Raw genomic sequence first — 13,710 nt, forward strand, 5'->3', positions numbered from 1 at the left:
CACGCAGTCCAGTTTTAGGAGCGCACCATGTGTGGCATCGTCGGCGTCGTCTCGAACAATCCCGTCAACCAACTTCTGTATGACGCCTTGCTGCTGCTGCAGCACCGCGGCCAGGACGCGGCGGGCATTGCAACCAATCACAGCAGCATGTTCTCGATGTACAAGGCCAACGGCCTGGTACGCGACGTGTTCCGCACGCGCAACATGCGTTCGCTGCAGGGCAATACCGGTATCGGCCACTGCCGCTACCCGACCGCCGGCTCCTCGAGCGAAGAGGAAGCGCAGCCGTTCTACGTCAACGCGCCGTTCGGCATCACCCTGGCCCATAACGGCAACCTGACCAACCAGGCCCAGCTCAAGGAAGAGCTGTTCAAGAACGACCGCCGCCACATCAACACCGATTCCGACTCGGAAGTGCTGCTCAACGTGCTGGCCCACGAGATCCAGGAAGCGGCCGACGGCTACACGCTGGACACCGATGCGATCTTCAAGGCGGTTGCCGCAGTGCACCGCCGCGTGCGCGGCGCGTATGCGGTGGTGTCGCAGATCGCCGGCCACGGCATGCTGGCCTTCCGCGATCCGTTCGGCATCCGTCCGCTGTGCCTCGGCGTGAACGAGGGCGAGCACGGCACCGAATACCTGGTGGCGAGCGAGTCGGTGGCGCTGGAAGGCCTGGGCTTCCGCTTCGTGCGCGACATCGCGCCGGGCGAGGCGGTCTTCATCGCCAACGACGGCACGCTGTCGGAGCGCCAGTGCGCCGAGAATCCGTCGCTGAACCCCTGCGCCTTCGAGTACGTCTACCTGGCGCGCCCCGATTCGGTGATCGACGGCGCCTCGGTGTACGCGACCCGCCTGCGCATGGGCGAATACCTGGCCGACAAGATCCGCCAGGAGATCCCGGTCGACGAGATCGACGTGGTGATGCCGATCCCCGATTCCTCGCGGCCGGCAGCGATCCAGCTGGCGCTGAAGCTCGGCGTCGAGTACCGCGAAGGTTTCATCAAGAACCGCTATATCGGCCGTACCTTCATCATGCCTGGGCAAGGCATGCGCAAGAAGTCGGTGCGCCAGAAGCTCAACGCGATCGCTTCCGAATTCAAGGACAAGAACGTGCTGCTGGTCGACGACTCGATCGTGCGCGGCACCACCAGCCGCGAGATCGTGCAGATGGCGCGCGACGCCGGCGCCCGCAAGGTCTTCTTCGCCTCGGCCGCGCCGCCGGTGCTGTACCCGAACGTGTACGGCATCGACATGCCGACCCGCGACGAGCTGATCGCCCACGGCCGCACGGTCGAGGAAGTCTGCCAGGAGATCACCGCCGACCGCCTGGTCTACCAGGACATCGATGCGCTCAAGCGCGCGATCTCGGACGTCAACCCGGCCCTGAAGAACTTCGAGGCCTCGTGCTTCGACGGCGTCTACGTCACCGGCGACGTGACACCGGAATACCTGGACCTCCAGGAATCGGCACGCCACAACGGCAGCAGCAAGCCGGTCGAGGACGCGCCGACCAACCAGCTCAACCTCAACCGTCCGGTCACGGCGGAGTGACGGGGGCCTCCCATGAGTGAGTCGCAAGCAAAGCCGGCTTCGTACGGCTTCACCACCACCGTCCTGCACAACGACCGCCGCAAGGCGGTCGAGCACGGCTCTCTGCACAAGCCGGTGCACACCTCGGTGGCCTTCGGCTACGGCGACGCGCGCCAGCTGGCGTCGGTGTTCCAGGGCAAGGAGCCGGGCTTCCGCTACGGCCGCCAGGGCAATCCGACCGTCGGCGCGCTCGAGGACAAGATCAGCAAGATGGAAGACGGCGTCGGCACCATCTGCTTCGCCACCGGCATGGGCGCCATCGGCGCGCTGTTCCAGGGGCTGCTGCGCGCGGGCGACCACATCGTCTCGTCCTCCTTCCTGTTCGGCAATACCAACAGCCTGTGGCAAACCGTGGCCGGCCAGGGCGTCGCCGTCGATTTCGTCGATGCGACCGATGTCGCCAACGTCGAAGCAGTCTTGAAGCCGGACACGCGCATGGTGTTCGTGGAGACCATCGCCAACCCGCGCACCCAGGTGGCCGACCTGGCGCGCATCGGCCAGCTGTGCCGTGAGCGCGGCATCCTGTACGTGGTCGACAACACCATGACCACCCCCTGGCTGTTCCGTCCGAAGGCGGTGGGGGCGGGCCTGGTGGTCAATTCCCTGACCAAGTCGATCGGCGGTCACGGCAACGCGCTGGGCGGCGCGCTGACCGACACCGGCCTGTTCGACTGGAGCGCCTACCCGCACATCGCGCCCAACTTCCGCAAGCAGCCGGTCGCAGCCCAGGGCCTGGCCCAGCTGCGCGCCAAGGCGCTGCGCGACTTCGGCGCGGCCCTCGGGCCGGAAGCGGCGCACCACATCGCGGTGGGCGCCGAGACCCTGGCGCTGCGCATGGAACGCACCTGCGGCAACGCGCTGGCGCTGGCCCGGATGCTGGAGGCCGATGAGCGCGTGGCGGCGGTGCACTACCCGGGCCTGGCCTCGCACCCGCAGCACGGCATCACGGAGGTGCTGTTCCGCGCGGGCGGCTCCCTGATGAGCTTCGAGCTGCGCGAGGATATCGACTGCTTCGACTACCTGAACCGCCTGCAGCTTGGCATCCCGGCCAGCAACCTGGGCGACACCCGCACCCTGGTGATCCCGGTGGCGCACACCATCTTCTTCGAGATGGGGGCGGAGCGGCGCGCCAGCATGGGCATTGCCGAGTCGCTGATTCGCGTTTCGGTGGGCATCGAGGATACCGACGACCTGCTGGCGGACTTCCGCCAGGCGCTGGACGCCTGAACGGGGTCGGCGCAACATGAAAACGGCAGCCTCGGCTGCCGTTTTTGCATCAGCGGTTGAGCGGGGCAGGGGAATGCCGCTATCATGGGATTTCTTTCCCTCATCCTCCTCTGCCATGAAGACCAAGCTGTTCCTTGCATCCCTGCTGCTGTGCGGCGCCGCCTTTGCCGGCGAGCTGGAAGACGCCAACGCCCTGTTCGAAAAAAAGGACTACGCTGCGGCCGTGAAGATCTACACCAGGCTGGCCAATGCCGGCAATCCGGCCGCCCAGCAGGCGCTGGGCCAGATGTACTTCTATGGCGAAGCAGGCGAGGTGGACGAGGCCAGGGCGGCCGCGCTGTTCAAGAAGGCTGCCGCCAAGGGCAACAAGATCGCCGCCGCTTCGCTCGAGATGATCGACCAGCGCGCCCAGCGCCGCAAGGAAATCGACTACTGGATCAGCGGCTACGACGGCGAAGACCTGAAGTCGGGCGAGTTCCGCTGCGTGACGCCGCGCATTCCGGCGATGTCGAAGATCAATGCCGATATCGACCGCATCGGCGCGGCCGTGGCCGCGTGGCAGGAGTGCTACAACAAGTTCGTTACCAACCTGAACGAGGCGACCCCGCTCACCAAGCGCATTCCGCCGGACATCCAGAAGCTGATGAACAAGGAAGAAATGGAGAAGTCGACTGCCTACCTGACCCAGCTGCACAGCAACCTGAGCGAAGAGGCGAAGGTAAGTTCGAAGCTGTTGCTGGCGGACTTCGCCGCCTGGCGCTCGGCGACCGAGGCCTATGTGGAAGAGCACAACAAGATGGTGAAGTCCGCCAAGAAGGACTCGTACTGGGCGGACAAGAAGATTCAGTAATCAGGATCTTCACCGGCGACGCGTGGGCCACGAGGGCCCACGCATTCGCGGACGATGCCGGAAGCGCGGGAGGCTCAGTGCCAGCTGCGCATCAGGCCGACCGCCAGGCCTTCCAGCGCGAACTCGTCTTCGGGCGACACCTGGATCACCTTGAAGTCCGGGTTTTCCGGCAGCAGCTCGACCAGGTTGCCGGTCTTGCGGTAGCGCTTGACGGTGACTTCTTCGCCGAGGCGGGCGACCACGATCTGGCCGTTCTTGGCGCTGTCGATCTTCTTGACCGCGAGGAAGTCGCCGTCGCAGATGCCGGCGTCGCGCATCGACCAGCCCTTGACCTTCAGCAGGAAGTCGGGGCGCGCCGAGAACATGGCGGCGTCGACGGAGTAGGTGGCTTCCACGTGTTCCTGGGCCAGGATCGGCGAGCCGGCGGCGACGCGGCCGACCAGCGGCAGCGACATCATCAGGGCCGCAGGCACCAGCGGGACCTGTTCGACCGAGGCGCCGACCAGGCGGATGCCGCGCGAGGTGCCCGGCGAAATCTCGATCGCGCCCTTGCGCGCCAGCGCCTGCAGGTGTTCTTCGGCCGCGTTGGCCGATTTGAAACCCAGCTCGGCCGCGATTTCGGCGCGGGTCGGCGGGAAGCCGGTGTTTTCGATCGCTTCCTTGATCAGGTTAAGGATCTGTTCTTGCCTTGCAGTGAGCTTGAGCATGGGTGTGTTACGGCAAATGGTTGTAAGAGCAGACTGTATTTTTGTACAGTATTCTGATATGCGCAAGGGCAAACACGGGAAAACTGTAAAAAAATTGTGCAATGCAGTCTGAAACGCCCACGAAGTGTGGTGCGACGCACGCATGCCGCCCCGAACCGCCGGGCTTTGCTGCGCCCAGGCCACGCCCCCGATTCCCATCGACGCATTTTTCCGGCTATAATGGCAGGCTTTCCCTTCCCACACTCGTCTTGACGCCGAGGTGGGCATTTGTTTAAACGTCCTTAAGGAGTGTTGCATGCGTCATTATGAAATCGTTTTTATCGTCCACCCGGACCAGAGCGAGCAAGTCCCGGCGATGATCGAGCGTTACAAGACCACGGTGACCAGCCGCGGCGGTAACATCCATCGCGTGGAAGACTGGGGCCGTCGCCAGATGGCTTACCAGATCCAGAAGCTGCCGAAAGCCCACTACATCTGCATGAACATCGAGTGCGACAACGAGACCCTGGTCGAGCTGGAAACCGCATTCAAGTTCAACGATGCCGTCCTGCGTCACCTGACCGTCAAGATGAAGAAGGCCGAAACCGCACCGTCGCCGATGATGAAGTCGGTCCAGCGCGAAGACGCAGCCAAGAGCCACCGCGCAGAAGCCGCAGCGCCTGCCGCTGCCCCGGCCGCAGCTGCCTAAGTTTTTCCCCAGGAATTCAGCAGGAAGCGACACAGCGCAGTGAACCAGTTCCAGCTCATCGCGACCATCGCGGAGCGTGACGTACTGCGTTATACCCCGGCCGGCGTCCCCATCGTGGGCGTCATCCTGATGCACAGTTCGCAGCAGGAAGAGGCAGGGGTGGCAAGGCAGGTCGAGTTTGATATCCCCGCGCTGGCCGCGGGCACGATTTCAGGCCGGGTTGCCGACGCCGAACTCGGCGCCGCCTACCGCTTCGAAGGATTCCTCGCACGGAAGAACCGCAACAGCAAAGCCTTGGTGTTTCACATCATTGATTTCAGTGCCGCATAGTCGCCCAGCGACACGGCCAATTTAGATTAGATACAGGAGCCTCGAAATGGCATTCGGTAAAAAGTTCGACAAAAACAAAGCTAAAGAAAAACTCAAGCGCAAACAGCAGAACCCGCTGTTCAAGCGCAAGAAGTTCTGCCGCTTCACCGCCGCAGGCGTGGAACAGGTGGACTACAAGGACGTCGACACCCTGAAGGACTTCGTCCAGGAAAACGGCAAGATCATGCCGGCACGCCTGACCGGCACCAAGGCGCACTACCAGCGCCAGGTCGACACCGCCATCAAGCGCGCACGCTACCTCGCGCTGCTGCCGTACACCGACCTGCACAACGCCTAATCGTCGGCACGTCAGTCAGAATACCTGGAGAATAAATATGCAAGTTATCCTGCTCGAAAAAGTGGTCAACGTCGGCAACCTGGGCGACGTCGTCAAAGTCAAGGACGGTTACGCACGTAACTTCCTGATCCCGCAAAAGATGGCACGCCGCGCCACCCAGGCAGCCGTGGCCGAGTTCGAAGTCAAGCGCGCCGAACTGGAAAAAGCAGCAGCTGAAAAGCTGTCGGCTGCCCAGGCACAAGGCGACAAGCTGAGCGGCATGACCGTCACCATCGCCCAGAAGGCGGGCGTGGACGGCCGTCTGTTCGGTTCGGTCACCAACTTCGACATCGCCGAAGCCCTGAGCAAGCAAGGTTTCGCCGTCGAGAAGTCGCAGGTTCGCATGCCGACGGGTCCGCTGAAGACCACCGGCGAGTTCCCGGTCGCCGTCGCGCTGCACACCGACGTCGTCTCGGAGATCACCATCGCCGTCGTCGGCGAAGCTGCTTAATAGCAGACAAGCGCAGGGTGGGTGTATGCCCACCAGTGCGTTGTTGTATAAATGAAAAAGCCGGGTTCGCCCGGCTTTTTTATTGGTGGAAATTCTCACCAATGATGTCAGCCGTGTGACCGGAAACGGTATAATGCCCGCCATGAATTCCCCATCCGATCCGCAAGTCGATTCCCTGCGCATCCCGCCGCATTCCATCGAAGCAGAGCAGTCCGTCATCGGCGGCCTCCTGCGCGATAACGCGGCCTGGGACCGCATTGCCGACTTCATGCACGCGGACGATTTTTACCGCTACGACCACCGCATCATCTTCGAACAGATGGTCCGCCTGATCAACGCCGGCAAGCCGGCGGACGTGATCACGGTCTACGAAGCCTGCAACATGCTCGGCAAGGCCGAGGAAGTGGGCGGCCTGCAGTACCTGAACGCGATGGCGCAGAACACGCCGTCGGCGGCGAATATCCGCCGCTACGCCGAGATCGTGCGCGACCGCGGCATCCTGCGTAAACTCATCACCGTCGCCGACGAGATCTCGGGCAATGCCTTCAACCCGCAAGGCAAGGAAGTCAAGCAGATGCTCGACGAGGCCGAGTCGAAGATCTTCGCGATCGCCGAATCCGGCGCCCGCGGCGCCCAGGGCTGGAACCCGATCCAGCCGCTGCTGACCCAGGTGGTCGAGCGCATCGACGAGCTGTATTCGCGCGAGAACCAGGGCGAGATCACCGGCGTGCCGACCGGCTTCATCGACCTCGACCGCATGACCTCGGGCCTGCAGCCGGGCGACCTGGTCATCGTGGCCGGCCGTCCGTCGATGGGCAAGACGGCGTTCTCGGTCAACATCGGCGAGAACGTGGCGATCGAAGCCGGCCTGCCGGTGGCCGTGTTCTCGATGGAGATGGGCGGCGCCCAGCTGGCCATGCGTATGCTCGGTTCGGTCGGCCAGCTCGACCAGCACCGCCTGCGTACCGGCCGCCTGAACGACGAGGACTGGCCGCGCCTGACGCACGCCATCCAGAAAATGAACGACGCCCAGCTCTACATCGACGAGACGCCGGCGCTGAACCCGATCGAGATGCGCGCACGGGCACGACGCCTGGCGCGCCAGTGCGGCAAGCTGGGCCTGATCATCGTCGACTACCTGCAGCTGATGCAGGGCAGCCAGCCGGGCGACAACCGCGCGTCCGAGATCTCGGAGATCTCGCGTTCGCTCAAGGGCCTGGCGAAAGAGCTGCATTGCCCCGTCATTGCCCTGTCCCAGCTGAACCGCTCGCTGGAACAACGACCCAACAAACGTCCCGTCATGTCCGACCTGCGCGAATCGGGCGCTATCGAACAGGACGCCGACGTTATCATCTTCCTGTATCGTGACGAGGTCTACAATCCCGACTCGCCGGATAAGGGAACCGCCGAGATCATCATCGGTAAGCAGCGTAACGGCCCGATCGGGGCGATTCGCCTTACCTGGATCGGCTCCTACACCAAGTTTGGCAACTACAGCGGTAACCTCGCCATCTACCAGGGCGACTAAGTTCGAGCAGTGCCAAGCGAAGTGTCACTTTCACTATAAGCCGGCAACAAGCCGGTTCACTTTGCCGCCGCCAGCCGTGGCAGCGGTTTTGAAGTCCCAAGAGATTCACAACGGAGAATAAAATGTTCGGACGCCTGATGCCCCAGGAGGGCAAGTTTTTTGACCTGTTCAACCAGCACGCCGCGCTGTGCGTGAAGGGCGCGCAGGAGATGGTTGGCCTGATGACCCACTTCGACGACCTGGAAAACCGCACCCACGCCGTGGAGAGCATCGAAAAACAGGCTGACAAGATCACCTACGCCACCGTCGACCTGCTGCACAAGACCTTCATCACCCCGCTCGACCGCGACGACATCCACAAGCTGATCACCAGCATGGACGACATCCTCGACATGATGGAAGACGCAGCGCAGACCGTCTCGCTGTACGACCTGCACGCCGTCACCCCGGAAGCCGCGCGCCTGGCCGAACTGTGCCTGTCGGCCTGCAAGAAGGTGCAGGAAGCCGTCGCGCTGCTGCACGACATGGGCAACGCCCAGAAGATCGTCGCCATCTGCGAAGAGATCGACCGCTTCGAGTCGGATGCCGACCACGTGATGCGCGCCGCCATGTCGAAGCTGTTCCGCGACGAACCGGACGTGCGCAACCTGATCAAGATGAAGGCAATCTACGAGATCCTCGAGACTGTCACCGACCGCTGCGAAGACGTGGCGAACATCGTCGAAGGCATCATCGTCGAAAACGCGTAAGCACCGCGCAGAACAAGAATAATTATGGAATCTCTACATATCAGCATCTACGTGCTGGGCATGCTGGTGCTGCTGGCGCTGGTGTTCGACTTCATGAACGGCTTCCACGACTCTGCCAACGCCATCGCGACCGTCGTGTCGACCGGCGTCCTGAAGCCGCAGTCCGCCGTGGCCATGGCCGCCTTCTTCAACTTCATCGCGATCTTCGTGGTCAGCATGAAGGTGGCGCAGACCATCGGCAAGGGCACCATCGACCCGCATGTGGTCGACCACTACGTGATCTTCGGGGCCCTGGTCGGGGCCATCGTGTGGAACATCATCACCTGGTACTACGGCATCCCGTCGTCCTCGTCGCACGCGCTGATCGGCGGCCTGGTGGGGGCAGCGGTGGCCAAGTCGGGCACCGGCGCGCTGATCTCGGCCGGCCTGCTCAAGACCGTGCTGTTCATCGTGCTGGCGCCGCTGCTGGGCTTCGTGCTCGGCTCGGTCATCATGCTGCTGGTGTCCTGGATCTTCGTGAAATCCACCCCGCGCAAGGTCGACGTCTGGTTCCGCCGCCTGCAGCTGGCCTCGGCGGCCGGCTACTCGCTCGGACACGGCGGCAACGACGCCCAGAAGACCATGGGCATCATCTGGATGCTGCTCATCGCCGCCGGCTACACCAACCCGGCCGACGCCTATCCGCCCACCTGGGTCATCATCTCGTGCTATGCGGCGATCAGCTTCGGCACCCTGTTCGGTGGCTGGCGCATCGTCAAGACCATGGGCCAGAAGATCACCAAGCTCAAACCGGTCGGCGGCTTCTGCGCCGAAACCGGCGGCGCCATGACCCTCCTGATGGCGAGCTTCTGGGGCATCCCGGTCTCGACCACCCACACCATCACCGGCGCCATCGTCGGCGTGGGCGCCTCGCAGAAGGCATCGGCGGTGCGCTGGGGCGTGGCCGGTAACATCGTCTGGGCCTGGATCTTCACCATCCCGGCGTCGGCCTTCATGGCCGCGGTGGCCTGGTGGATCGGCACCCACATCATGTAAGACAGCGCTTGCTGTATCGAAGAGCCCGGCACTGCCGGGCTCTTTTTTTGGGCGGCGTACGGTTGGCGCGGCCGGCCTGCGCCGCCGCATGCGCGGGTTATACTGGTTCGCCGCACGCCGTGCATGTCCACAGATGAATCCGCGTACCGACAAGAAAATGCCGGGCGGAACCTCGATCCCTTTCGGGGCGCTCGGCCCGCTGGGCCCGCTGGGGCCGCTGGGGCCCTTTCTGGCCTTCCTGCGCGAGCGGCTGGCGCTCCTGCTCGTGTGGCCGGCCATCGCCGTGGCCGCCGCCGCGGTCCTGTGGGGCTTCGTCCTGAACGACCTCGCGGGCGAGCGGCGCGACCGCGGGATCGAGCTGGAGCAGCGGGCCGACGCCTATGCGCGCAACCTGGTCATTCGTACCCGGCGCTCGATTGCCGAAACCGACCGGCTCCTGCTCCTGCTGCGCCATGCCTGGGTCACCGCGGGCTACCGCGGCGACCTGGCCGGCACCATCGAGGCCGGCATCTTCGCCCAGCAGTATATTTCTGCGGTCGCCTTCATCGACCGCGAGGGTTTCGTGCTCACCAGCAGCCATCCGCACGCGGTGGGCAAGTATTTCGGCGACAAGCCTTACTTTGTCGAGCAGCAGCGCGCCGGCGCCGACCGCCTGTACCTGAGCGGCCCGCTCGACGGCCAGCTCACCGGGCGCGAAGTGGTGGCTTTTTCGCGCCCGCTGCGCTCGCCCGAAGGGCGTTTCGACGGCGTGGTGCTGATCACGGTCCTGCCCGCCTTCTTCACGCAGCACTACGCCGATCCGGTCATGGGCGACGACGGTTTCGTCGGGGTGGCGCGCCGCGACGGCGCCATCCTGGCTACCCGCACCGGCGCCACCGTCCATTCCTACCGCAAGCCTTTCCTGCTCGCGCCCATGCCCTCCGACAGGGCGGCCGGGGTGGCCTGGCTCGGCAGCCGACGCTGGTTTGCCGATGGGCGGCTGCGCGTGGTCGGCTGGCAGCCCTTTCCCGACCTCGACCTGGTCGGCATCGTGGCGATCGACGCCTATTCCGCCATGGCGCCTTACCGGGCTCACCGCGAGGAACAGCTGGCCGAGGCCTGGTGGAACACCGGCTGGATCGTGCTGGCCGCACTGCTGATCACCGGCACCTACGTCCACGCGCGCTGGCGCCGCTACCAGATCGAGACCATCCGTGCCAGCTACCGCCTGGCCACCGAGGATGCCGGCGACGGCTTCTTCATCAACCGCCCGCTGCGCGACCGGCACGGCGTCATCCGCGATTTCGCCGTGGTCGACTGCAACCATTACGGCGCCAGCATGTTCGGCAAGCGGCCCGAGGAGCTGATCGGACACCGCCTGTCCGAGTTCTACGACGGCGAATTGTTCGCCAAGGCCTGCGCGCGGCTGGTGCATGCCTACGACACCGGCCTCTACGACCGCGAGCTGCCGGTGGCGCCCGGACCGGAGCAGCCCCTGAAAGCGCACTGGATCCGCTACAAGGCAGTACGCGCCGACGGCGACCTGGCGGTGACGATCCGCGACATCAGCGAGTCCAAGGCCCACCTGGCCGAGCTCGAGCGGCGCAGCAGTTCCGACGAGCTCACCGGCCTGCCGAACCGCTACTGGATCCAGCAATACCTGCCGCGCGCGATCGACGGCGCGCGCGCGTCCGGGCGCAAGCTGGCGGTGCTGTTCATCGACCTGGACGGCTTCAAGACGGTCAACGACGCGCTCGGGCATGCGGCCGGCGACGAGCTGCTGCGCACCGTCGGCAAACGCCTGAAGCTGGCGGTGCGCCCGCGCGACCACGTGGTGCGCCTCGGCGGCGACGAGTTCGTGGTGGTGCTGGAACAGGTCGGCAGCGTGGCGGACGTCGAGCACGTCGCCGGGCGCGTGCTGGCGGCCTTCCGCGACGGCTTCCACCTGCAGCATACGACCAACGTGCTCGGCGCATCGATCGGGATCAGCCTGTACCCCGAGCACGGCGAGGACGCCGAGACCCTGCTGCAGAACGCCGACATCGCGATGTACGCGGTCAAGACCGAAGGCAAGGGCAACTTCTGCTTCTTCCAGTCGCGCTTCTTCGAGGCCATCCGCAGCCGGCTCGAAACCGAGATGGAGCTGCGCCGCGCGCTCGACCAGCACCAGTTCGTGGTGCACTACCAACCGCGCGTGGACCTGGTCTCCGGCGCCGCTTCCAGCATGGAGGCGCTGGTGCGCTGGGACCGCCCGGGCCAGGGCCTGACCGGGCCCGACCGTTTCATACCGTTGCTCGAGGAAACCGGCCTGATCGTCCAGCTGGGCGAGCAGGTGATCGACAGCGTGTGCGGCCAGCTGGCGCGCTGGGCGCGCGACGGCAAGGCGCCGGTGCCGGTCTCGGTCAACATCTCGCCGCGCCAGTTCAGCCAGTCCGACGTGATGACGCAGTTCCGCAGCGCCATCGCTCGCCACGGCATTTCGCCCTCGCTGCTGGAAATCGAGCTCACCGAATCGTCGATGATGCAGGAGGGAATCGGCGAATCCGCCGTGTTCAGCCAGCTGCGCGAACTGGGCATCAAGCTCTGTATCGACGACTTCGGCACCGGCTACTCCTCGCTGTCGCAGTTGCAGCGGCTGCGCTTCGACGTGCTCAAGATCGACCGCGCCTTCGTGCTGCGGATCGAGCACCCGGACGGCGACACCCTGATCGCCTCGATGATCGCGATGGCCCATGCGCTCGGCATGCGGGTGGTGGCCGAGGGCATCGAGAGCCGCCGCCAGATGCAGCTGCTGCAGACGCTCGGCTGCGACGAGGGGCAGGGCTATTTCTTCTCGCGGCCGGTGCCTCCGGAAGAGTACCGGGCGCCGGCGGCGCATGCCGGCGCCGGCCGCCTGCGCTCCTGAACCGGGCGGCGCTGTTCTTTCTTCAGCCGCGCCGCGGCCGCATCACTTGTTGGGCATGCCGGCCACGCCGTTGGAATTCATGGCCCGCGCATTCTCGACCGCGGTCTTGTCGACGGCAGTCACCGGCGCAGCGCCCAGGCCGGTGCCGTTCTTGCGCGGGATGAAGGTGCCGACCGGGGCATAGGCCTCTTCGCGGGCGATCTTCTCTCCGGTGGCGGGGGTGTCGGTGGCGCAGCCGGCCAGGCCGAGGGCCATGGCGAGGGCGGCGCAAAGCGGCAGGTATTTCATGCGTCTTCTCCTGACAAGTGAAAAAATCTGGCTGCTGCCGGCAAGGTGACCTGCTGGCGCTTGCGGAACAAGGCGGGCTGGCCGGCGGCCTCGTCCTCCGTCACAGGCCCACCTCGAGGCCCTCGAAGGCCAGCTGCACCTGCAGTGCGCCCAGGCGCTCGCGCCAGCGCGCCGTCACCGCGGCGAACGCGGCCTCGAGCTCGTCGCCGCCGCGGGTCGGCTCGTGGTGGGTGCAGTACAGGGCGCGGGCGCCGACGCGCAGCGCCATCTCGATGGCGGCGTCAAAAGTGCCATGGCCCCAGCCGACCCTGGACGGGTACTCTTCGCGGGTGTAGGAGCAGTCGACGATCAGCGCGTCCACGCCTTCCATGGCGGCGTCGATGGCGTGCTGGCGCTGCGCCAGGTGGGCTTCGAAGGCGCCAAAGGCGGCGTCGTCCGGCGCATAGGGGTTGTGCCAGGGCTCGTGGTCGCCGGTGAAGAACAGCGCGCGCCCGCCGCAGGCGATGCGGTAGCCCAGGTTGGTCACCGGGTGGTTCATCAGGACGTTACCCACCACCGCGTCGCCGACCTCGACCGGCACGCCGATGTCGAGGGTGCGGTATTCGATGGTGGCGCCCAACTGGGTTTCGCTGACCGGGAAGTAGCTGTTCTGCAGCTGCACGCCCATCACGTGCTCGATGCCGCGGCCGCTCACCGGGTCATGCGCGCCGTGCAGGCGCACCCGGCTGCCCTTGATGAACAGCGGCGTGAAGAAGGGCAGGCCGTGGATGTGGTCCCAGTGGCTGTGGGTGATGAAGATGTTGGCCTCGAGCGGCGCAGCCTGCCCGCTGCGCGGCTGCGCCAGCAGGTGCTGGGCCAGCGGGAACAGCCCGGTGCCGCCGTCGAGGACGATCAGGGTGTCGTCGTCGGTGCGCACTTCGATGCAGGTGGTGTTGCCGCCGTAGCGCGCCGTGCGTGGACCTGGGGAGGGTATCGAACCACGCACCCCCCAGAAGCGGAATTTCATC

14 protein-coding genes are annotated in these 13,710 nt (G+C 65.2%); 11 read left to right on the forward strand and 3 right to left on the reverse strand.

The genetic code is table 11. The annotated features are described in order from the left end of the window. Positions 1 to 27 precede the first annotated feature (27 nt). The 3 genes from purF (at position 28) to AB3347_RS14515 (ending at position 3,667) form a co-directional block, all read left to right on the forward strand. Positions 28 to 1,551 (forward strand): amidophosphoribosyltransferase, encoded by a 1,524-nt coding sequence (gene purF / locus AB3347_RS14505; protein WP_369092514.1) that lies wholly within the window; start codon positions 28 to 30, stop codon positions 1,549 to 1,551. Positions 1,552 to 1,563: 12 nt separating this feature from the next. Then, entirely contained in the window at positions 1,564 to 2,817 is a 1,254-nt protein-coding gene (locus AB3347_RS14510) for a cystathionine gamma-synthase family protein (RefSeq protein WP_369092515.1), read from the forward strand. 115 nt (positions 2,818 to 2,932) lie between these two features. Continuing rightward, entirely contained in the window at positions 2,933 to 3,667 is a 735-nt protein-coding gene (locus AB3347_RS14515; protein WP_369092516.1) for a sel1 repeat family protein, read from the forward strand. Positions 3,668 to 3,741: 74 nt separating this feature from the next. Here AB3347_RS14515 and lexA read toward each other — a convergent pair whose 3' ends face one another. Continuing rightward, positions 3,742 to 4,374: a transcriptional repressor LexA gene (gene lexA / locus AB3347_RS14520; protein ID WP_369092517.1), complete on the reverse strand. Its 633-nt coding sequence runs from the start codon at positions 4,372 to 4,374 to the stop codon at positions 3,742 to 3,744. Between the two features lie 295 nt (positions 4,375 to 4,669). Here lexA and rpsF point away from each other — a divergent pair, with 295 nt between their 5' ends. The 8 genes from rpsF (at position 4,670) to AB3347_RS14560 (ending at position 12,415) form a co-directional block, all read left to right on the forward strand. Then, positions 4,670 to 5,062, forward strand: a complete 393-nt coding sequence (gene rpsF, locus AB3347_RS14525; RefSeq protein ID WP_369092518.1) for a 30S ribosomal protein S6 — start codon at positions 4,670 to 4,672, stop codon at positions 5,060 to 5,062. A 39-nt stretch (positions 5,063 to 5,101) separates the two neighbouring features. Beyond that, complete coding sequence (gene priB, locus AB3347_RS14530; protein ID WP_369092519.1) at positions 5,102 to 5,392, forward strand: primosomal replication protein N; 291 nt, start codon at positions 5,102 to 5,104, stop codon at positions 5,390 to 5,392. Between the two features lie 46 nt (positions 5,393 to 5,438). Then, the gene (gene rpsR / locus AB3347_RS14535) at positions 5,439 to 5,729 is read left to right on the forward strand and encodes a 30S ribosomal protein S18 (protein WP_036249492.1); all 291 of its coding nucleotides are present in this window, start codon (positions 5,439 to 5,441) and stop codon (positions 5,727 to 5,729) included. Between the two features lie 37 nt (positions 5,730 to 5,766). Continuing rightward, positions 5,767 to 6,219 (forward strand): 50S ribosomal protein L9, encoded by a 453-nt coding sequence (rplI, locus tag AB3347_RS14540; protein WP_224942846.1) that lies wholly within the window; start codon positions 5,767 to 5,769, stop codon positions 6,217 to 6,219. A 142-nt stretch (positions 6,220 to 6,361) separates the two neighbouring features. Beyond that, positions 6,362 to 7,747, forward strand: a complete 1,386-nt coding sequence (locus tag AB3347_RS14545) for a replicative DNA helicase (RefSeq protein ID WP_277481735.1) — start codon at positions 6,362 to 6,364, stop codon at positions 7,745 to 7,747. A gap of 122 nt (positions 7,748 to 7,869) precedes the next feature. Continuing rightward, the gene (locus AB3347_RS14550; protein WP_369092520.1) at positions 7,870 to 8,496 is read left to right on the forward strand and encodes a DUF47 domain-containing protein; all 627 of its coding nucleotides are present in this window, start codon (positions 7,870 to 7,872) and stop codon (positions 8,494 to 8,496) included. Positions 8,497 to 8,520: 24 nt separating this feature from the next. Beyond that, positions 8,521 to 9,531: an anion permease gene (locus AB3347_RS14555; protein ID WP_369092521.1), complete on the forward strand. Its 1,011-nt coding sequence runs from the start codon at positions 8,521 to 8,523 to the stop codon at positions 9,529 to 9,531. 133 nt (positions 9,532 to 9,664) lie between these two features. Continuing rightward, the gene (locus AB3347_RS14560) at positions 9,665 to 12,415 is read left to right on the forward strand and encodes an EAL domain-containing protein (RefSeq protein ID WP_369092522.1); all 2,751 of its coding nucleotides are present in this window, start codon (positions 9,665 to 9,667) and stop codon (positions 12,413 to 12,415) included. Between the two features lie 42 nt (positions 12,416 to 12,457). Here AB3347_RS14560 and AB3347_RS14565 read toward each other — a convergent pair whose 3' ends face one another. Together AB3347_RS14565 and AB3347_RS14570 are read right to left on the reverse strand one after the other, a co-directional pair. Continuing rightward, complete coding sequence (locus tag AB3347_RS14565; protein WP_369092523.1) at positions 12,458 to 12,703, reverse strand: hypothetical protein; 246 nt, start codon at positions 12,701 to 12,703, stop codon at positions 12,458 to 12,460. 100 nt (positions 12,704 to 12,803) lie between these two features. Continuing rightward, on the reverse strand, positions 12,804 to 13,709 hold the full coding sequence (locus AB3347_RS14570) for an MBL fold metallo-hydrolase (RefSeq protein ID WP_369092524.1): 906 nt from the start codon (positions 13,707 to 13,709) through the stop codon (positions 12,804 to 12,806). Position 13,710: the final 1 nt, after the last annotated feature.

Source organism: Massilia sp. X63, from assembly GCF_041023745.1.
Taxonomy (GTDB): domain Bacteria; phylum Pseudomonadota; class Gammaproteobacteria; order Burkholderiales; family Burkholderiaceae_D; genus Telluria.

What these genes read in the sequence shown, in the direction of transcription:
- AB3347_RS14545 (WP_277481735.1), top strand. Translation starts at nt 6,362, where the DNA reads ATGAATTCCCCATCCGATCCGCAAGTCGATTCCCTGCGCATCCCGCCG.
- AB3347_RS14560 (WP_369092522.1), top strand. Translation starts at nt 9,665, where the DNA reads ATGAATCCGCGTACCGACAAGAAAATGCCGGGCGGAACCTCGATCCCT.
- AB3347_RS14555 (WP_369092521.1), top strand. Translation starts at nt 8,521, where the DNA reads ATGGAATCTCTACATATCAGCATCTACGTGCTGGGCATGCTGGTGCTG.
- rpsR (WP_036249492.1), top strand. Translation starts at nt 5,439, where the DNA reads ATGGCATTCGGTAAAAAGTTCGACAAAAACAAAGCTAAAGAAAAACTC.
- AB3347_RS14550 (WP_369092520.1), top strand. Translation starts at nt 7,870, where the DNA reads ATGTTCGGACGCCTGATGCCCCAGGAGGGCAAGTTTTTTGACCTGTTC.
- AB3347_RS14565 (WP_369092523.1), bottom strand. Translation starts at nt 12,703, where the DNA reads ATGAAATACCTGCCGCTTTGCGCCGCCCTCGCCATGGCCCTCGGCCTG.
- purF (WP_369092514.1), top strand. Translation starts at nt 28, where the DNA reads ATGTGTGGCATCGTCGGCGTCGTCTCGAACAATCCCGTCAACCAACTT.
- AB3347_RS14510 (WP_369092515.1), top strand. Translation starts at nt 1,564, where the DNA reads ATGAGTGAGTCGCAAGCAAAGCCGGCTTCGTACGGCTTCACCACCACC.
- rpsF (WP_369092518.1), top strand. Translation starts at nt 4,670, where the DNA reads ATGCGTCATTATGAAATCGTTTTTATCGTCCACCCGGACCAGAGCGAG.
- rplI (WP_224942846.1), top strand. Translation starts at nt 5,767, where the DNA reads ATGCAAGTTATCCTGCTCGAAAAAGTGGTCAACGTCGGCAACCTGGGC.
- lexA (WP_369092517.1), bottom strand. Translation starts at nt 4,374, where the DNA reads ATGCTCAAGCTCACTGCAAGGCAAGAACAGATCCTTAACCTGATCAAG.
- AB3347_RS14570 (WP_369092524.1), bottom strand. Translation starts at nt 13,709, where the DNA reads ATGAAATTCCGCTTCTGGGGGGTGCGTGGTTCGATACCCTCCCCAGGT.
- AB3347_RS14515 (WP_369092516.1), top strand. Translation starts at nt 2,933, where the DNA reads ATGAAGACCAAGCTGTTCCTTGCATCCCTGCTGCTGTGCGGCGCCGCC.